General features: G+C 47.5%; 22 protein-coding genes and 1 pseudogene. 3 read left to right on the top strand and 20 right to left on the bottom strand.

The window, feature by feature from the left end; all coding sequences use genetic code 11:
* Positions 1-109: 109 nt before the first annotated feature.
* Entirely contained in the window at positions 110-1,030 is a 921-nt protein-coding gene (locus EIZ37_RS07175; RefSeq protein ID WP_134683907.1) for a hypothetical protein, read from the bottom strand.
* A 331-nt stretch (positions 1,031-1,361) separates the two neighbouring features.
* On the opposite strand from EIZ37_RS07175, the gene EIZ37_RS07170 reads away from it, so the two are divergent.
* Positions 1,362-1,565 carry a hypothetical protein gene (locus EIZ37_RS07170; protein ID WP_134683906.1) on the top strand — a complete coding sequence of 68 codons (204 nt, stop codon included), beginning with the start codon at positions 1,362-1,364 and terminating at the stop codon, positions 1,563-1,565.
* 124 nt (positions 1,566-1,689) lie between these two features.
* Here the strand turns inward: EIZ37_RS07170 and EIZ37_RS07165 are convergent, their stop codons facing one another.
* The 11 genes from EIZ37_RS07165 to EIZ37_RS07115 all read right to left on the bottom strand — a co-directional run bounded on the left by EIZ37_RS07165 (position 1,690) and on the right by EIZ37_RS07115 (position 12,245).
* Entirely contained in the window at positions 1,690-2,934 is a 1,245-nt protein-coding gene (locus EIZ37_RS07165; protein WP_134683905.1) for an MFS transporter, read from the bottom strand.
* Positions 2,919-4,163, bottom strand: coding sequence for an ATP-grasp domain-containing protein (locus tag EIZ37_RS07160; protein ID WP_134683904.1), 1,245 nt, complete (start codon positions 4,161-4,163; stop codon positions 2,919-2,921). Before EIZ37_RS07160 ends, EIZ37_RS07165 begins: the two co-directional genes overlap by 16 nt.
* Positions 4,156-5,418 carry an alanine--tRNA ligase gene (locus tag EIZ37_RS07155; RefSeq protein ID WP_167568701.1) on the bottom strand — a complete coding sequence of 421 codons (1,263 nt, stop codon included), beginning with the start codon at positions 5,416-5,418 and terminating at the stop codon, positions 4,156-4,158. Before EIZ37_RS07155 ends, EIZ37_RS07160 begins: the two co-directional genes overlap by 8 nt.
* A 226-nt stretch (positions 5,419-5,644) precedes the next feature.
* The gene (locus EIZ37_RS07150) at positions 5,645-6,658 is read right to left on the bottom strand and encodes a glycosyltransferase family protein (protein WP_134683902.1); all 1,014 of its coding nucleotides are present in this window, start codon (positions 6,656-6,658) and stop codon (positions 5,645-5,647) included.
* Between the two features lie 240 nt (positions 6,659-6,898).
* Positions 6,899-8,548: a methyl-accepting chemotaxis protein gene (locus EIZ37_RS07145; protein ID WP_134683901.1), complete on the bottom strand. Its 1,650-nt coding sequence runs from the start codon at positions 8,546-8,548 to the stop codon at positions 6,899-6,901.
* Between the two features lie 25 nt (positions 8,549-8,573).
* Positions 8,574-9,554 (bottom strand): BMP family lipoprotein, encoded by a 981-nt coding sequence (locus EIZ37_RS07140; protein ID WP_134683900.1) that lies wholly within the window; start codon positions 9,552-9,554, stop codon positions 8,574-8,576.
* A 175-nt stretch (positions 9,555-9,729) separates the two neighbouring features.
* A complete protein-coding gene (msrA, locus tag EIZ37_RS07135) occupies positions 9,730-10,677 on the bottom strand; it encodes a peptide-methionine (S)-S-oxide reductase MsrA (RefSeq protein WP_134683899.1) in 948 nt (315 codons plus the stop codon).
* 158 nt (positions 10,678-10,835) lie between these two features.
* Entirely contained in the window at positions 10,836-11,402 is a 567-nt protein-coding gene (locus EIZ37_RS07130; protein ID WP_134684104.1) for a thioredoxin family protein, read from the bottom strand.
* Entirely contained in the window at positions 11,380-11,649 is a 270-nt protein-coding gene (locus tag EIZ37_RS07125; protein WP_407921122.1) for a YycC family protein, read from the bottom strand. Before EIZ37_RS07125 ends, EIZ37_RS07130 begins: the two co-directional genes overlap by 23 nt.
* 18 nt (positions 11,650-11,667) lie before the next feature.
* The gene (locus tag EIZ37_RS07120) at positions 11,668-11,862 is read right to left on the bottom strand and encodes a hypothetical protein (RefSeq protein ID WP_134683898.1); all 195 of its coding nucleotides are present in this window, start codon (positions 11,860-11,862) and stop codon (positions 11,668-11,670) included.
* A gap of 89 nt (positions 11,863-11,951) precedes the next feature.
* Positions 11,952-12,245, bottom strand: coding sequence for an Mpo1-like protein (locus tag EIZ37_RS07115; RefSeq protein WP_134683897.1), 294 nt, complete (start codon positions 12,243-12,245; stop codon positions 11,952-11,954).
* Between the two features lie 46 nt (positions 12,246-12,291).
* On the opposite strand from EIZ37_RS07115, the gene EIZ37_RS07110 reads away from it, so the two are divergent.
* On the top strand, positions 12,292-12,786 hold the full coding sequence (locus EIZ37_RS07110; RefSeq protein WP_134683896.1) for a hypothetical protein: 495 nt from the start codon (positions 12,292-12,294) through the stop codon (positions 12,784-12,786).
* Between the two features lie 450 nt (positions 12,787-13,236).
* On the opposite strand, the gene EIZ37_RS07100 is transcribed toward EIZ37_RS07110, so the two are convergent.
* Positions 13,237-13,839, bottom strand: coding sequence for a TetR/AcrR family transcriptional regulator (locus EIZ37_RS07100; protein ID WP_134683894.1), 603 nt, complete (start codon positions 13,837-13,839; stop codon positions 13,237-13,239).
* Between the two features lie 139 nt (positions 13,840-13,978).
* Here EIZ37_RS07100 and EIZ37_RS07095 point away from each other — a divergent pair, with 139 nt between their 5' ends.
* Positions 13,979-14,632 (top strand): peroxiredoxin-like family protein, encoded by a 654-nt coding sequence (locus tag EIZ37_RS07095; RefSeq protein ID WP_134683893.1) that lies wholly within the window; start codon positions 13,979-13,981, stop codon positions 14,630-14,632.
* Between the two features lie 202 nt (positions 14,633-14,834).
* Here the strand turns inward: EIZ37_RS07095 and EIZ37_RS07090 are convergent, their stop codons facing one another.
* From EIZ37_RS07090 to EIZ37_RS07065, 7 genes and pseudogenes are all read right to left on the bottom strand, one after another.
* Positions 14,835-15,701 carry an SDR family oxidoreductase gene (locus EIZ37_RS07090; protein ID WP_134683892.1) on the bottom strand — a complete coding sequence of 289 codons (867 nt, stop codon included), beginning with the start codon at positions 15,699-15,701 and terminating at the stop codon, positions 14,835-14,837.
* A gap of 100 nt (positions 15,702-15,801) precedes the next feature.
* Entirely contained in the window at positions 15,802-16,218 is a 417-nt protein-coding gene (locus EIZ37_RS07085) for an Rrf2 family transcriptional regulator (protein WP_134683891.1), read from the bottom strand.
* A 189-nt stretch (positions 16,219-16,407) separates the two neighbouring features.
* Positions 16,408-17,034, bottom strand: coding sequence for a DUF3885 domain-containing protein (locus tag EIZ37_RS07080; RefSeq protein WP_134683890.1), 627 nt, complete (start codon positions 17,032-17,034; stop codon positions 16,408-16,410).
* 15 nt (positions 17,035-17,049) lie between these two features.
* A pseudogene (locus tag EIZ37_RS07075) lies at positions 17,050-17,415 on the bottom strand (NUDIX domain-containing protein); the annotation flags it as partial.
* 12 nt (positions 17,416-17,427) lie between these two features.
* Positions 17,428-17,550 (bottom strand): NUDIX hydrolase, encoded by a 123-nt coding sequence (locus EIZ37_RS26620; RefSeq protein WP_328591348.1) that lies wholly within the window; start codon positions 17,548-17,550, stop codon positions 17,428-17,430.
* Positions 17,551-17,872: 322 nt separating this feature from the next.
* On the bottom strand, positions 17,873-18,403 hold the full coding sequence (locus EIZ37_RS07070; RefSeq protein ID WP_134683889.1) for a TlpA family protein disulfide reductase: 531 nt from the start codon (positions 18,401-18,403) through the stop codon (positions 17,873-17,875).
* Between the two features lie 16 nt (positions 18,404-18,419).
* Positions 18,420-19,130, bottom strand: coding sequence for a cytochrome c biogenesis CcdA family protein (locus EIZ37_RS07065; protein ID WP_134683888.1), 711 nt, complete (start codon positions 19,128-19,130; stop codon positions 18,420-18,422).
* Between the last annotated feature and the right edge of the window lie 135 nt (positions 19,131-19,265).

Below are 19,265 nucleotides of genomic sequence, written 5' to 3'. Positions count from 1 at the left end.
AGGTCATGAATGAAAAAGAGCACAGGAAATAACCAGATCAATTTCTGGAAGGGGGAAAGTCTTGTCCATACACGCATCTCTGTTCTCCCTTTGTGGAATGCTTTCTCCCTTATGAATCCGGATACATTTCTTTTCGCACGGCTTGCCCCATTTCCGTCAGCCGGTATTGTGCGCGTCCTTCCGTCTTCTTTTCAACCAACCCCTTATTGATGAATGCTTTCAGAATCGGATTCACGTATAAGGAGCCAGATGATTCAATCCGCGCTGGATTCACATTGGGCATCTTTCGCGCAAGCAGCGTCGGCGGTTGCCAATTTTCAGTGAGTGCTTGCAGCAGGTTGGCCTGCTTTTCCGTCAATTGGATCGCTGGGGCTGCCTCCTCTTTTGGTACCGGGCGACTTCGGAAGTACAGTGTCCCCTTCTCCTTTTTCATCTCGCACCATTCGGCTTCATAGGTTTGCAGGGCTTTGCCCAGAGACGAACGGGGCTGTGCATAATGCGTCTCGCAATAATCGAGAATCGTCTTCATGTCACACCACGTCCCTTTTTTTTGCAAAAAACGGCGCACATTGTTGATCGTGATTCGATACGGGGTCACATATCCGCCCCCATGATGCCCGCCTTTTACCCCGGAAGCCAGATGGTGTTCGGTAAGGGCTTCTTTCAGATGAGGAAGCTTTTTGCGGGCAAACCTCGGGAGCTTGTCTGTCCATACGTTTCCGTGCTTGCTGACTGTCAAGACCCCAATGCCATAGTCATGTAACACCATGTTGACAAACTTTTTCGTCGTGTTTTTTTTGTACGGGATTGCGATCCAAATATAGTTGGCGTACCCACGCCAGCGTAGGGCCTGATCGATCAAATCCAGCGTCAACGATTGCTTCATTTCTACTACCCCTACAACGGCACCGTTTGTCACCACGATATCCGCTCTTCCACCAGCCGGACGACACTCCACCTCGGGATAGACCGTGAAGCCACGCTCCTCCAGCCAGCTTTTTATCGGGTCATACATATCAGACTCTTTCAAGCGTTTCTCTCCTTCGCCATGCTTCTAATGAAAACTTATCATAAATGGCCAGGTCTGTCCCCCCTGCTGCAAGCACATGAAAGGCGAATCATTATATGGAAGTAGTTGGTAAAATCAGTCCTTTGGCTGAGGAAAATCACTATGGATTGAGGTATAACAAATGGTAAAGGAACCGTTTTCTTGATCGAAACATGGGATCGATTTCAACATGCCTTGGGGGGACATGGACCATGGAGCAAGTAATCGTATTCGTGTTTGAATTCTTTGTAAGCATCATTGACCTCTTCTTGCCCAAAAACAACAGTCATCAAGAATAAGGGGTACTCTTTTCATGTCTTTATACGCGGGGGTGAAGCGAATGTTCTGGTTTTTTCTGTTTTCCCCAGTCGTTCTCATGCTGGCAGCCGCCTATATGGTGGACCAGAAACGCCGCAAAACATACCGCATCGACCAGTTCGATCATTCTGCCAAACATCACGCGCAAACCGCCATGGAAGCCGAAGCAATCACTAGAACCTTGATGGATCCGCCATAAAGACCTGCGAACAAATGGACCGATAAGAATACAAATACACGGACACACGGGTCACTGCGCAACACAAAAACTGCCGTCCATAGCGCCAGCAGCCTTTGTACTTCCTTATACGTCTCGCTTTCCTTTATTTGATCACCGTCACTACATTCGCCCCTTGTTTATTCCCTGGCATCAGCCGATCGGAAATCAGAAAAAGAACGCCCGCTCCGATGATGATGACAAGCCCGATAACGCGGAACAAAAAGCTCGCTGTAACCAGTTCACCCAGATATCCAATAAAAGCATACATGCCGAAGCCAATGACGGACGTTAACGTATAAATCAGACTGTTTACTCTTCCCTGATAGTACGTCTCCACCTGTTCATGGATCATCGTGCTGTACAAGGTTCGCGCCTGCAGCAGCGACGTCCCGAACAGCAGCAGGAGAATCGCTCCGGAAAAGACTCCTTGAATGAACGGGATCGCGGCGAAAAAGATGCCCATGAGCAGCAGCCCGATTGACATAAAATGCTTTCTGCCAAACCACTTCACCATTCTGGCTAACGTGAGCCCGCCCAGAATGGCACCCCACGCAAAAAACGTCTCCAGCACGCCCAGTACGTCTGGCCCCATCTGCAGCTCGTTACGAACGAACGGAACACTCAGGATATTATAGAATTGAATCGTAAATTCAGTCAGGGCAACGAGTCCGGCGATTTTCAAGATGGATGGGTTCTCTTTCACATAGCAGATCCCATCACGAAGCTCCGTGGTAAAAGATTCATAGCTTTTCCCTACCCTGGCTTTTGGCAGCACGATTCCTTTGCGAGCGAAAAAGATACTTACCCCCGAAGCAAAAGCAAGAATCGAATTGATCAGGATGGTATGGGGCCCTCCATACACATGAAGGAGAAAGCCAGCCAATATGCTGCCTCCCATCATCCCCAGCTGCATGGCAACGCTAGCCAGCGAATTTGCAGAGAGCAGCGCTTCTTTCGCTAGCATTTCTCTCATGAACCCCTTCGATGCCGGGAAATAGATCCGATCCGCGATGGCCATCAGAAAGGAAGTCACATACAGCATCGCAATGGGGATCTCACCGGAAAGAAAGAACAGCGGTATCACCAGTAACAGAACGCCTTTTGCGATCTGAATGGTAGTCACGATCAACCGTCGATCCCCATTATCGATGAACACACCCATAAAAGGAGACAATAAAATGACAGGCAAGGTAGATAAAGAGAGCAGCCAACCCAGGGAGGAAACGGATTCTGTCAAATCTAGCACGAGCCAGGACATCGTAAAAAGGTGGATGCCCAATCCGACATTGGAAAGGATATGGCTGATCATATAAAGGAAGAATGGTCGTTGTCTCAGAAGCTGGAGCATACAAAAGCTCCTTTGTCACTATGATCGGTGATGACAAACTCCAATTTTCCCAGCGCTGACTTTGCACGCGACAGCGCTTCTCCCCTGCTAGCCCCGGTCACCAATACGCATGCCGAACGGGAAAACGAGTCTTTCATCCCCTTGATCACATCACCCGGCTTTTGGAGGATTTCTATCCGTGCTACCCCTGCCGATGCTTTGGCTTCTTCCTCTCCGCGAATCTGCTCCACTTTGCCGGTAATCGAAGGCGTTCCATACCAGATTGCTGCGGATTTGGCCATGTCGGCCTTTTGCGGCACCTCTTCCAGAATCGATTCTCCCATTGCTTGCCTCGCCCATAAATCGAGCAGATCCACACCGCTGACCATGCTGATTAGCTCAGGAATATAATCGCCTCCCAGTCGGGTATGCGTTTCGATCATTTTGGGACCGGAAGCTGTCAGCATGATCTCGGAATGGGAGGGACCGTGTGTGATCCCCAAAGCCGTCAGTGCCTGCTGTACAAATAGATGAACTTGCTTTTCCGTTACTGGATCCAGTCCTTTGTACGGGAGACAATGACCGATCTCGACGAAATGCTGCTCTTCCTTGAATTTTTCCGTCATGCAGATGATTTTGTGAATGCCGTTTTCTGTAAAGGCTTCTACGCTAAATTCTTTTCCTTCCAGGTATTCTTCTACGATCAGCCCGGAACCAAATCCAGCAGACTGATACCATACAAGCGCCTGCTCCCATTCCGCTGCATTTCGAATGCGCGATACCCCCATGCTTCCCCAGCCATCGATCGGTTTGATGATGATCGGATAGCCGTGCGCTTCGGCGAAATTCGTAATCTCCTCCGGGGTGGATACAACCGCGTTCATGGTCCGGTCTACGCCTTGTTCGCGCAAGACCTCTCTCATCACCTGCTTATTGCGAGACCGCTGGATCACCAACGGCTCCAAATAAAAGAGCCCCAGCTCCTGCGCGATATATGCTGCTTTTTCCTGATCCATCTCTTGAAAGCAAGCGATCCCGTCAAAGCGATCCCGTTGATGGAAAAAAGCAGCCGTATCGATCCATCCTTGCAGATCAGTATCTTTCGGAATGCCGATTACCCGATGGTAGATTGCCTGATCATTGGCTTTTATCTCGTTTGCTGAATGGAGCAGAGTGATTCTCGCACCCCATTTTTTTAAGCGTTTATGCAATAAGCTAAAACCGCCGACCACCAAAATATGCTTATCCATGCCTTACCAATGCCCCCTTCATTCTCTTATCCTCTGCATCTATCATGAATTGAACCGGGTCCTTGATCCGATCTGTCTCCGAAAAGGAATAGCATACGTTTCTAAACTTGTAATTTGTTTCCTTTTTTGGCCACGACAAAAAAACCTCTTCCTGCATAGCAAATCTCTCCAACCAATCCAGTTGGAGTCCCCTTTCGGAATTCCATTGCAGCAATTCTTCCATCGTCATGCTGTCCTTTTTCTTCCGCAATGCTTTCACAAAGGCATTCTTCTCCCGCATGATTTGCCTGGAGGCACTCTCGATTTGCAAGACGATAGAGCCAGCAAGCTGCTGTGCATCAAGAGGCTGATGATACCCGAGACTGGATAAGCATTGACCGGCGGCTTCCACGAGGGTTTGCCCCAGCGCTTCCGGCAGCTTTTGCCCGAGAATGGTCCCTGCCAGCTGTCGGATGATCTTTTTCAAGGCATGACCTGCACCTTTGGTCGTAAAAGTGGCGCCATCTGCCAAGAGCGCGACGATCGAACGTATATGATTGATCCATAAATTTTTCTCACAAAACGTCAGTTTGCCAAAAAATTCATGATGATTCACGATTTTCGTTAACGGATAAAAATACTGATCTTGATAGAAACTGGGCAGCTTTTCTCGAACGAAAGAAAGTCTTTCCAAAAAAAACGCGCTGTCCACGGAAAGCTTGCCGTCTGTCTCGATAAAGCCAATGGAACCTACCGGAATGATCCCATGACGATATGGATAAAACATTTTTACGTAATAGCCGGTAGGACGTCCGCTTCCCAGATTGGTCTCCAAGCTTTGGCTCCAGCTGATCACGTGCTGGGACGGAATCCCGAGGGACAGCACATCATCCCGCAAGCCTAACTCATAGGGGGCAAGGTAGATCATTTTTTTCGGATCTCCATGGATCGCTTCACAGATAAAATCTAGCGCGAACTGCAAGGCGTCCCGACCATCCTCATCTCCAAAACGGAAAATCGACAGCATGACTTCAAAGGAAGTCGCCAAGGGATATTTCCCGATGTCGTGCAGTCTTTTGCTGGAGAAGATTCGCTGTGCCGTGATGTAGGTCGCACGTGAGAGATTGCTCTCTTCAAACAAATGCATGTGTGCCATCACAGCCGAACCGACATAATACGTATCCTCGTTTTCACGGAGCAGGGATACTTCTGGCAAAACCTCATAGTTTCTTTCTGTACCCATACGAAGGAACAAATCGCGTACCAAACCTTCCACCTTCTCTTTCTTCTTGTTCCAAGCATCTCGTGCTAGTGACATTCGTTAATGTATTTTGTCGAAATCAGTTTAAGAACACATACAAGCTATAAGAGTAAAATTTATAATCTTTTATGATTTGATATTTCTACCTCCTTTTGGCAATGCAAAGCTAACATATTCGCATCCTGCCAAAAGGGGAATACTTTCTTCTGAAAATGGGTGAAAAAAAAGAGCAAAGGTCGGTTTATCTCCCTTTGCTCTTCTTCTCTTGATGAACTTCTTTCATGGTAGTCCACAGTTTTTCAACGGCATTTTTCCCCACAAACGCTTTTCCAACTTGGGAAACAAAGGTGCTCATGCTTTCATAAAATTCAGGGTCTTGCAATCGTTTGTAGCAGTTCAGGATATCGTATTCATTCTCCACAAACAAGGGGTACTCCTGGCCGAACAGATCCACATTCCCTGGTGTTCTTGTGGTAAGTACAGGAGCTCCCAATGAAGCATACTCCAGTACGCGTGACAAATACGCATGAGAAGGCGTTTTATCCGGTGTGTTGTCATAGAGGAGGGCAAGGCCGATCCCCGCTTTTACAATCATTTTTTTCGTATCAATCGCTGATGCTTCCCCATGACTCACCACTCCCGGCGACTTGAGGAAAGGTTCACTCTCGAGTCTATATTTGTTGACGATGGACGGATACAAAAGATGGAGCCGTGCTTTTGGATATTCTTTGCGGATCAGCTGTATCGCTCGCACCGCAACCGGTAATCCATACCGCGGCCGGATTACCCCGGCCTTTAACAAATGCAAGGGTCTCACCTGCTTGATCTGCTCCCGCTCCTCTTTGCTTAAAGGTTGCACATACTGAGGCAGCACTTTTATTTTTTTCTCAAGGGTGTCGGAATCGACCTTTTTATGCCGCATGTAGGCTTTGAAGCGATCCGCCAGCGGAGTGGATTGAAAAAACATCACCCGGCTGTTTTTCCATAAGTAATTGACTTCCTTCATGATGCGCGGATCATTCAGGTTGTAGTTGATGTTCAGGAACAACAATTTTTTCCCAATGCTCGCATCCTTCTCGAGGAGCCGGATCGCCTGTTTTCTGCCGCGGATAAAAATCAAATCATACTCATTCAATTGATTCAGCGAAACGATTCGTTCATTCAAATTGGTAGCCTGGTAAAACTTGATATGTTTGAAATGAAATTTATCCGTCCCATTTTTCCATTCGAACGGAAGAACGCAATCGAATTTCATTTTCTTCCTTTCCTGTGAAGAAAGCTTGCCCAGCTTGTGATCCAGCGCCTGGAGCATGGTAAGAAATTGCAGGACGTTACCCTTTGGTTTATATTTTTCAAGATTGCAAGAGAAGCAGATTTTCACCTCATCACCCCATTTTCAGCTAGCATCAGTATATGGGCGATCATTTGGGGTGGTGAATGACCAAAAAAGGACGCCTGTACGGATACAGACGTCCTTTTCCCCTTGAAAATGAGGCTATCTTTTGAACCGGGACACAGTATGCTGCAGATCCTCCGCCAAACGGGAAAGGGAAACCGCAGCTTGGCTGACATCCTCCATGGAAGCGAGCTGTTCTTCGGATGCTTTCGCCACGTCCTCGGAATTTTTCGAGGTATGATCGGCAACATTGGCGACTTCGTTCACACTCGAAGCGACCTGCTGCGAACCCGCGCTGATTTGCTGGGAAACCGCGGAGATGTCCTGAATCTGATCGCCCACCTGTTCCACGGACACCAAAATATCTTTGAACGCGGCTGCTGTGTGATTTGCGCCCTGGAGACCTAAGTCCACCTTTTCCTTTACCGCCTGAATCGATTCTACCGTCGCGACCGTATCCGCCTGGACTTCGTGGATAATCTCGGAGATGTGCGACGCGGATGCTCTCGTTTGCTCGGCCAGCTTTCGGACTTCGTCGGCTACAATGGCAAACCCTCGCCCGGCTTGTCCCGCACGCGCTGCTTCGATGGCGGCATTTAAAGCAAGCAGGTTGGTCTGATCGGCAATCTGTGTAATCAGGCTGACGATCTCGTTAATTTCCTTGGAACGTTGGTCTAGATTCGTTACGATGCCGCTCGTCGTTTGCACCGCATCGACGATCTCCGCCATCTGAGTAAGCGTAGAATTGACAAGCGTAGCGCCTTGTTTCGCTTTTTCGGTAGTCGTGTAGGTCAATTCCGAGACGACTGAAGCATTTTCGGCAATGCGGGTAATGCCGATCGCGCTTTCTTCTACGGCGCGGGTGGATTCTGCCGCCATCAGCGATTGCTGCTCTGCGCCTATGCGTACCTGCTGAATGGATTGCGTAATTCGTTCGCTGCCACGCATTGTTTCCTCTGCGCTGGCCAAAAGCTCCTCGGAAGAAGCTGCGAGCTGGCTAGAGCTGTTGCTAAGGTGATCGATGATGTCACGCAGATTTTCTGTCATTTTGCCGAAGGAGGCATTCAATGCAAATACTTCGTCGCGTGATTTCACTTCAATCACTTCAGAGGTTAAATCCCCATTCGCGATCCGCTCGGACTGCGCGGTAATACGTCTGATCGGAGTGACAATCCGATTGGTAAAAATGAGGGAAAAGGCACTGCTGCCCGCGACCAGAACAACAGCCGCGATGATCGAAAACGTGATGATCCCGTTGATTTTGTTTTCCAGTTCGACTTGCATACGCTGATACTGCTTATGCACCGAGCTTTTTAACTGGTGCACGTCATTGATGATTCCCTTGGTACGAAGTGACTGCCGTTTTGCCTCAGCCGCATTCATCTTCTCGATCGCCATCGCAGCCTGGGCTTGCAATTCATCGAGCTTTTTCACAATTCGCTCTTGGATTTGCTTTTGCTCGTCCAACACTAAGAAGCCAGTCACCCGTTCGAACGATTTTTTCGTAGCATGCAAATCCTGCATCGCATCATTTGCGTTGCTTCCTGTCATATTCAGGGAATACGCGCTGAGCGATTTTTGCGTGCTGTTGATATGTCCATTCAACGCTTCTACATCGACAAGCAGCTGAACGATTTCTTCCGTAGAGGATTTCAAGGATCTCATTTCCATGATCGTTACCCCGATGATACAGACGGACAACAGAAGCGGGAGAATGGAAATGAGCAGGATTTTACTTTTCAGCTTCAATGAGGTTCACCCCTTTCGCGCATGTTTATGGTTTGATCTGTATAGAACCACTTTTCAGCTTTTCTTGCAGCTTCTCGAATGTTTCCTTTTCCTGCGAGGTCAATGGCAGCACTCGAACAGGAGCGACACCGACACCATTTTCGGCGATTCCCAACACCATGTCCTTTTGGGCCAGCTTCCCGTTTTGTACCAGCTGCTTGGCGACATCGTAGACAGCTACGTCAATCTTTTTCAGCATGGAGGACAGCACTGCTTTTTCCGCCAAGAAATACTGATCCGTGTCTACGCCAAATGCGTACTTCCCTCTGCTTTGGGCTTCCAACAAAACACCCACGCCGGTAAAACCAGCCGCAGGGTAAATCATATCCACGCCTTGATCGATCATCTGCTTGCCCATTTGTTTCCCCAATTGATCATTGCCGAAATCATTGGCATAAACAGACAAGATCACGGCCTGGGGATTTACCTGCTTGACGCCCTCCACAAAGCCTTTTTCAAACTTACGGATCACGGGTACATCCATCCCGCCGATGAAGCCGATTTTATTCGTTTTTGTTTTCATGCCGGCGAGCACACCGATCAGAAAGGAGCCTTCTTCTTCCTTGAACGTCACCGAGTGAACGTTCGGCAGCTCGGATACGGCATCGATAATCAAAAACTGCTGATCCGGATATTTTTTCGCAACGGTTTCCAACGCTTCTTGCATCGCAAACCCCAAGCCGATCACAAGCTGGTTGCCTTGCTTGACCAGCTCCTCCAGCCCTTGCTCATAGGTTTTTGTTTCCTGGATTTCGCGATAGTCAAAGACGATGCCCATCTCATCGCGAGCCCTTTCCAATCCAGCAAAGCCTACATCAGAGAAGGATTGGTCGCCGAGTCCAACGTCAGACATCATCATACCGATTTTTACTGCAGGTGTTTCTTCTTCCTCGACCGATTGACTGGAGCACGCGGCCGCCATCACACACATGGAGAGAAGAAGCAAGTACGTCAAGATTTTTCTCATGGATGATCCTCTCCTGTTACCTATTTCTATTTGATATAACGGTTAAAAGCGTGAATAAGTTTAACACGATTTCAAATAACGAGGTAAGTTTAGACTTTATTGAAAATTCTAAGCAAAAAAAAAGCAATCCCTCCTTCCGAGGGATTGCTGTCATTACACATATGCTTTTTATCCACTAATCACGGAAAAGCTCCAGATAGGAACCGTATCCTTCTTTCTCCAGGTCCTCTTTTGGGATGAAACGAAGGGCCGCAGAATTAATGCAGTAACGCAAGCCCGATGGACCCGGACCATCGTCAAAGACATGTCCCAGATGGGAATCCGCCTGTGCGCTGCGCACCTCTGTGCGGATCATTTGATGGGAAATGTCCAGGGATTCCTTGACGCTTTGCTCATGCAGCGGACGTGTAAAGCTAGGCCATCCGCAGTGCGAGTCAAATTTGTCGAAGGAGCTGAAGAGTGGCTCACCCGACACAATGTCCACGTAAATTCCTTCCCGCTGATTGTCCCAATACTCATTGCGGAAAGGCGGCTCCGTCGCATCATTTTGGGTGACCTCATATTGCATAGGTGTCAGACGCTGGCGCAGCTCATTCAACCGTTTCTCGTCTCTCCAATGCTTTTTGATGAAAGCGTCCCGGCCGGAGCCTTTCCGGTACAGTTCATAGCGTACGGGGTTTTTCTTGTAATAATCCTGATGATAGTCTTCCGCTGGATAGAAAGGACCGGCCGGCAGGATTTCTGTCGCGATCGGCTTGTCAAAACGACCGCTTTCTTCCAGCACGCGCTTGGACGCTTCCGCTTGGGATCGCTGCTCCTCCGTATGAGTGAAGATCGCTGTACGATACGATCCGCCGCGATCATGAAATTGCCCGCCCGCATCCGTCGGGTCAATTTGCTGCCAGAAAATGTCCAGCAGCTTTGTGTACGGAAAGATGCTCGGATCAAATGTGATTTGGACCGCTTCATAATGGCCGGTCTCCTCCGAGCACACCTGTTCATACGTAGGGTTTTCTACGTGGCCGCCCGTATAACCGGAAACGACCTGTATGATCCCCGGCTGCTCATCAAATGGCTTGACCATGCACCAAAAGCAACCGCCTGCAAACGTTGCCTTTTCCATTGATTCCAACCCCTTTTCCGCTGTGTTTGTCTGAAAAGATTGGCTGCGCCAGGTCTTTGGCGGAGCTTAGTTGTACGAATGTCGATGGGAATCATATCAATTCTGATCGACTGAAAGAAAGGACCGGCCGCGGCCGATCCCTCGCTGCTTGTATGTATTTAGACAGCAGACAAGACTTCGCGCAATTCTTTTACAATGACGGTCTGGTATTCGGTGGTTTCACCATAGCGGCGAAGCATCTCTTCACGCGCCACCTTGATCTTGTCTTGATAATCAGCCGCTTCCCGATCCGGATTCGCCTGCTTGAAGGCAACCATCACTTCCTGCACATGCTGTGGACGTGGTCCCCATTTTGCCAACACATGTCCGCCTGTATCCGTAAAGATCGCTACGGGAATGGAACGACCACCCATAGTGAGGAATTCGTCCATGACATCCAGATTTTCTTCCATGATCAAAATTTCCGTCGGGATTTGCGCTTCCGCCAGCGCGTTGATGAGAACAGGCACATTGCGTACGACATCACCGCACCAATCGGCGGCAAGAATCAAGCAGCGCAAGTCATCCCGATTGCCAAGCGAAGCGAAAAATTGCTTGTCATCTTCGTCTGCCCAGGAAAAACGATCGTACCAATCCTGAAACGTTTCTTTGTTTTTGGTCATGTTCGCCATGAAATCCTGCGGTTTTACACCTTTGCCCAGTTTATTCGCCAGATTGATCGCCATCATCTTGACCTCCTTGTTCATTTGCTTCCTTTTCAGTCAGCTCCATCATTTTTTTCAACAAGATATGCTGGGGCATATGCATAATTTGTTCTAGCGGCACATTCAGTTTTTTTGACAGCATGAGTGCAGTCTCTGCAGATATCGGGAGCGGTCGCACCATCTCAACTCCTTTCTTCCTCATCATAGTGGAAAAATCGGCCAACGCCAAGTCTTCAGCCATGCTTGGAAAAGAAAAGAAGCGCAGCAAAGTGTCTGCGCTCCTTTTTTACGGTTTCCCCAATGTCAAAATGCAGGGGACGCCAAACCCAATCGTACCAGGCTGATTCATCCGTTCCAAGTAACGCATGCCACGCTGACAAGGCTGCTTGCACACCTGGCACGTCGATGCGGTTACGATCTTCATTTGCGGCTGCTGTGTGGCCGCTGAAGTTTTCGCCTTGACCTTTTTCCCTTTTGCCATCCGACCGTCCTCCCATCTGACGTTTGCCATGTATCATATGAGATGACACGACAGGAGTCCCTAGTTGGATGACTATTCTTCAGCCCGTCTTATTGTAGCGGTTTTCCCGTGAGGAACCCCCAAAAGCGCTTTATGATCCACCACGGTCCGACCAACAGAAAGACAGGATTTTTCAAGAATGATGGCGGGTTGCCTTCAAAATAATGACCGATAAATTGCAAAATCCAGCCGACAATGAACAATCCGAGTGCCCACTTCCAATCCCAGAAGAACAGCGGCAGCGAGATGACAATCATCGGGATGCCAAAGGCGTGGGTTACTTTATTCACCGGATGTTGATGATCGCGTTTGTACCGCTCCATGAAGGAAAGTTGCTGTTCCATCATCATCACCTCTGCTTTTTTTCCATTTTATCATCTGGTGAGAGGTGTGAATAGCCGGAATTGCAAGCGCTTACTTTTGCTGAAATCAATACCGGAACGGGAAATTGTTCGTTTCCTTCACAGCTCCTGTTTCCTTGTCAACGAGCGGCAATGTGATCGTAAACGTCGTTCCCTCATTAACAGCACTTTGGACAGAAACATGACCTTGATGGTTGCGAATAATGTTATAGGTGACCACGAGGAACTCTTACAAACCAAAGTGGGAACAAGGTTTTATTATGCCGAGAAGCAACTTGATATTGCAGTGATAGGCCAACTATTGTTGATTAGCGGAACGAATGAAACGCTCGACGCTGTTCGTGATATTTCTCTGTCCCTCTTAGTGGATGATATCCACGCTTATAAAGCATGGCTTTTGGAAAAAGGGGCTTTGCTTCGTCAAGATATTACATCTGTACCCACAGGCTTCAACATGCTTATTCAACACCCCGATGCAACGGTAATGGAATATGTTGAGCACAGTCACGCGGTACATGTGTAAGTACAAATAAAGGGGCCGCATATAGCAGTCCCTTTCTATTTGAAAAAGTAGGTGTAAACATGAATCTTTCACCACAATTTACAGCCATGTTTCGAAATGTGGCTGCTTACTGTGTTTGCATCGAAGGATTATATGCCTGTAATCGTTCCGTCAAAATCACGACCGAACAGCGCACGTACCTGCGAGTATTTTTTTACAGGCAAATCCGGGAATCTGAAACGCATGTTACCGTCAAGACCGGGTACGACATGATGAGGAACACCCCACTGGCGTAGTTTACTGCGTACGTACCCTTCCACCTGATCTGGCACAAGATAATAAAAGGAAAAGTTATTCACCGCAATCACCTCGCTGTTATTATATGGCGAATACCAAAATTGTATCGGAGGCAAGGTTATATGACTCGTTTCTTTCTAATACGTATAAAAAGGCAAATCGTTACGTGCTAGCCTAATTCTCTTCGCGCAAGCACATCTCTTTTAAGTACGCGGAAAAACTCTCGATATTCATGCGCACATGCCGGTTGTCACCTTCCAGCTTGCTCATCATGATGCCGCCTTCCATGACTGATAGTGTGAAGGTGGCTAATGAATCAATATTCAGGTCCGGTTTGAATTCTCCGGATTGAATTCCCTCCGAGATGATCCCTTTCATGATGTCCAATGTTCGTTCCAGCCCTTTTTGGGCGATCGCGCGTAGAAGCGGATGGCCGTCATCGGATTCGGTAGCCAGGTTCAGCAGCGGGCATCCCCCTACAAAAGGCGGGTTGTCAACCACGTTTGCATACACCTTCAAAAAGACGAGCAGCTTCCCCATCGCCGTCGCTTCCCGCTCCAGCACTTCTTTCATTTTTTGATTTACGATGCTGCCTGCATATTGATAAGCCTCGACGGCAATTTCGTCTTTGCTCGCAAAGTGGCGATAAATTCCGCCCTTTTTGATGCCCGTTAACGCGGTGATGTCAGACAAGGAGGAGCTGGCATACCCCCTTTGGTTAAAAAGCTCAGCGGACTTCGCGATGATACGCTTGCGGGTGTTCTCTCCCTTTAGCATGTGAATTCTCCTTCATTTGCGCTTGGATTCAGATACTTTTCATTATAACAAATGAAAATTCGCTATCGTAAAGAAGCGTCCTTGTGCTATCATAAAAGCGACCGACCGGTATCTTTTATGCGAAAAGGAGAGGAATAGCATGTCACTGAAAGAACAATTGGAGCAAGCAAAAGCGAGTTTTATGGAGAGAGTGCCCGCAGAGGCACAGGAGACGGTTTTTCGCCATATCAAGGAGCAGCTGCAATCCGGAATGACGTTTGGTTTGAAGCCAGGAGATCAAGCGCCCAATTTTACATTGGCCAATCCTCTCGGTGAGCAAGTTACCCTATTTGATGAGCTATCCAAAGGCCCGGTGGTATTGACCTTTTATCGTGGCAGCTGGTGCCCGTACTGCAATATCCAACTCAGAGCCTACCAGCAAATACTGGCGGACATTCAAAAGTACGGTGGGCAGCTGATTGCGCTGAGTCCGCAAAGTCCAGACAACTCGTTAACACAAAAGGAAAAAGAAAGCTTGACCTTCCAAGTGCTGAGCGATCCGGACGGCTTCGTAGCTGAGCGCTACAACCTCTTGTTTGCATTGCCTGATTACCTCCAACATACCTTCACACACTTTTTTGGATTCGATCTCACCGTGTTCCATCAAACCAACCGCTGGGTGCTTCCGGTACCAGCGACGTACTTGATCGACAAGGACGGGATTGTACGTAGCTCCTACGTCGACCCAGACTTCATGAATCGGATGGAACCTCAAGAAATCGTCAATCAATTGAAACTACTCTCAGAGCACTAAAATATCCCCTGCCACGAACGAACAACTACTTCCCAAAAATTAAAACATCGCAAAGACTTTGACGAAAAGTATATGCCCCGTGATTACCGCATAATTACGGGGCACTGCATTTACCGCTGCTTCATCATCTGCCTCCAACCACCTCCGGAAATACGAAAACCGACCTTCATTTCGAAAGGCCGGTTCCAATACGTTCCATTATTTAATTTGTGATACCGTTCACGATTTGTTCCAGTGCTTCGTGGATGGGCGTTACCGGGCGACCGAGCAGCTTTTCGAAATCGTTACTTTCGATCTCCAGAGTGCCTTTGCGAATGTCTTGCTGGATAGCTACGAGCATAGGGATCACGAAGTCGGGTACTCCCACGCTTTTCATGATCTCTGCATATGTGGTGTCATCCACCTGTTGTACAGACACTTCCTTGCCTAATACCTTGCCAAGAGCAGACGCCAGTTCTTCTTGGGTCAACAGCTTACCTGAAAGCTCATAGATCGTATTGTCGTGTCCGTTTCCGGCCAATACGGCTGCCGCGGCGTCCGCGTAATCCTGCTGCAGTGCCCAGCCTACTTTTCCGGATCCAGCAGACGTCACCCATGGCGCTCCTGCCATTACCCCTTGCATGCTTGAAAGTTCATTTTCCAGGTACCAGTTGTTTCGCAAAAAAGAATACGGAATCCCCGTTTTGCGAATCGCTTCTTCAGTGGCGCGGTGTACGGGAGCAAGGAAGAGCTCGCTATCCTTTGCATTGGCCAAGCTGGTATAGGCGATAAATTTAACTTGTGCGCGCTCTGCAGCTGCAACCGCATTTGTATGCTGGCGAATTCTCGTATCATTGTCACCATCGGCGGAAATGAGTAATAACCGATCGATACCGGCAAAGGCAGCATCCAATGTATCAGGTTGATCAAAATCACCCTGTCGAACTTCCACTCCCCGGGCACGCAGTTCTTCCGCTTTTTCAGGATTGCGGACACTGACAGCCAGATTGCTTGCTGGTACAGTTTTCAACAGCGTTTGAACAATTTTGGAACCCAATTTCCCAGTCGCGCCTGTCACTAACATTTTCATCTTCCTATTCCTCCCAATCATTTGTGTTGTAATTCATATTGTTATAACACTTTTGGTTACAACTATTTTATAAAATAAAAGCTCTGGTAAGGAGCTCTCATTATTGAAACTTTGCAGTGAGTTGGCTTAACGTTGTTTGTGCCAACCTTTGTTCCATGGCGGCTTGTGCCTCCATCAATTCGGAACGTAGGACCAATTCAATGTTCCGCCCAACCGGGCATTGAACATTCGGGTCTTCGTGGAAACGGAATAATTGGTTTTCGTCCGTCACATTTACGGCCCGGTAAACATCAAGCAGCGTAATGTCCTCGGGTCTTTTTCGTAGAGAAGCCCCTCCCACTCCAGGACGAACCTCCACGAGCCCTGCTTTTTTTAACATTCCCATGATTCTTCGGATGATCACGGGATTTGTATTTACGCTACCCGCAATGAAATCGCCCGTGCATTCATGCGGAATGACGGCAACCAAAGAAAGGATATGGACAGCGATCGAAAAGCGTGTGCTTATTTGCTTCAATTGAATCACCACCGTTGTAACCATTATAGTTATAACAATCTTTTACTGTCAATAGCTGTAGCTTTAAATACTTCACTTGTTAAAATTCCTATTCAAGGATTTCATGCCATCCATCCATCCATGATGATCCCCTCTGGCCAATCGGAAGGCTCTCTGCTAAATCGGTTCATACGTTCTTACACGCAACAATCAAATCGGTATATTTTCGCATAATGGACGGATGACCTCTTTGTCCGCTGCGATCACTTCACATCCACGATCATCGTAAATGAAAAAGATGACATTTTTCGTGGCGTTAATGAAAAAGAGATCAGGATAATAGGAACAGCAAGATTGATTCAGTCTAGGCTTCAGGGGTGGAAAATCCTCATTGCAAGCGGCTTTGATCATATGCGTGTATTTCATGTCTGGTTTCCGACACTTTACCGAGAAGCGGGATGTGTAGAATTGATCGGCCTCCTCCTCATCATGGAATACATACTGCAAGATATCTTGCCTTACATGATACTTCACCTCATTTCGTTTCAGATAGCGATCATACAGCTTCATTGTTTTTTTCCGATTTTGACAACCCTTACGCTGATAAACATTTGTGACAAGATAGATATTGTCTTCGTTCCCGAAAAGATCGTGAAAGATGGCTGTAGCTTGACGATAAACTTGTTCAAACATATCCGCGTTTAACTTGCCGTCATCCTTAAATGGATTTAATCCTTGTGCCAAAGCAAAATGAATACCTGTGTCCCATTGATGAAAAAGACTTGGTTTTACGATCACATTCGGAAATGTGGTCTGTAAATAGTCATCTACATTCACTTCTTAAATCCCCAATCATGTTTTTCTCTTTTTTTGACTCAGCTTACCACGTTGTATTTCTTGTTCCTCCACATCATTACGATAGTTGTTCCCCAGATAGTAATCCACAATGTCTTGATTGATTTCCGGGTACAATTGAATCGTAGGCAATCCAGAGATAGGTATCCATTTTACACCCGTTTGTTTCGGATCTGGCCTTTCCGGGAGCCTTGGTTCCGATCCATCCAATAATGTACATGCGAAAGTAATTCCTACCGAGTGGATATCCCCATACAAGTAGTTGCTTTTCGTCGGTTGGTACTCATAAACAAATGCGACGGGGCCTACTTCGATATCGACGCATGCCTCTTCCCTCGCTTCCCTCTTCACGGCTTCCACGAAGGTTTCCCCAGGTTAAAGACCACCTGCAGGAAGGTTATAATGCACCCCATCGCCATGATCATTGGCAAACTCGATCAGCAAAATCGCCCCGTCTTTTATGATTAGAGCACATGCACGAAGTCGTATCTTTTCCATCCGGTATTATACCCTCCTTCTTTTTTTGCTGTACAGCCCTAATGACTGCTTTGCTTCATGTTGTTCACTATAGTGGATTCAACCCAATACCAAACTTGTCGACAAGATCCATTATAGTGTACTTAACCAGATTGATCGCTTTTCTCCTGTTAGTTGTACGCACAAGTGACATCCATATGTTTAATAGGGTTAAACACACTATGATCCGGATCTCACGAAGACTCCTTGATTCCTTGATTTCACCAAGGCACTTACTTTGCCAATAAAAAAACTGATGGCTCTTTACTCCATCAGTCTTTTTCTTTCATTTTGTCCGTTTATTTTATTTACTTAACAGCTCCGTTAATTCTTCGTCAAGCTCCTTAGGATCAATCGTTCCGATTATTTTTTGCCGGATCACACCTTGCCGATCGATTAGATACGTCGTAGGAAAAGCATTCACCTGGTATAGATCCGTTACCTCTCCTGTGGGATCAAGCGGTATCGGAAACGTGAGCTTGAACGATTCAACAAAGGCAAGAGCGTCATCGAGATTGTCATTGCTCGTCGAATTGATCGCATAAAAATCAACTTTTCCTTGGTATTTCTGCGATAGCTTCTGCAAATCTGGCGCTTCCAGCTTGCATGGTCCGCACCAGGATGCCCAGAAGTTAATGAGGACTGGCCGCTCTCGGGGGCCGTTGACCTGATACGTCTTTTTATCAAGTCCTGTCAGAGAAAACGCTGGTGCTGGAAAGCCAATCTTGGGCTTCTGTTCACTGGTTGTTACCGCGGCTGTTTGCTGATCCCATTCATAGACAGTCAGACCTGTCAAAAAAACAATCACGAGTAAGATCAATATAGGGCGTCTCATAACGAATCATCTCCAGTTAAAAACCGGTAAAGCCTCCAAATAAGCTGATGAGGTACCGGGTGATGTCAGTCATTCGATCGGTATAGAGCAATACGCCGAAGAGAATCATCAGTGCCCCTCCCGCCTTCATCATGCGTTCCGAGTATTTCATGATCGCCTTAATTTTGCTGATGAAGAACGTCATGACAAAGAAAGGAATCGCAAAGCCGATCGCATAAGCAATTGTGTAAGCGAGCGCCGAATTAGGATCCGAGACACCTAATACGAGAATCCCTGAAAGAATCGGACCCACACAGGGTGTCCATCCTGCAGCGTATGTAATCCCCACCAGTACGGAACCGGCATACCCAAGCGGCCGCGAGCGCAAATCGACTTTCCACGTGCGCATCATCCAGTCCATCTTAAACACACCGAGCATGACCAAACCGAAGACTACTAATAGGATACCCCCAATTTGCTGGATTAAGTCGTTTTGATCATTAAAGAGACTCCCCAGCCAGGAAGTAGAGAAGCCCAGCGCGATAAAGACGATCGAAAAGCCGAGAATAAAAAAGAGCGTATGCAGCAAGGCTTGCTTGCGGAAAACGGCTCTCCCTTTTTTCACTTCATCCATGGATACACCCGTAATATAAGTGAGGAAAGACGGATAAAGCGGCAAACAACAAGGAGAGATGAACGAAAGCAGCCCTGCGCCAAAAGCTAAAAAGAGAGAAACATTGGTCTGCATAATACCCTCCTAACGATCACAATCGTCTTCAATTGTAACGAAAATCACAGCAAATAAAAAGCTTGCACTCTCCATGCACCAAGGAAATCGAACACTTGACTGCATTTGTTCACGAGAAAGACAAACTCCCATTAA

The sequence above is a fragment of the Brevibacillus migulae genome (genome assembly GCF_004521915.1).
GTDB lineage: Bacteria > Bacillota > Bacilli > Brevibacillales > Brevibacillaceae > Brevibacillus_F > Brevibacillus_F migulae.
The sequence above is the reverse complement of the archived record's forward strand: the minus strand, read 5'-3'. Positions and strand labels throughout refer to the sequence as shown.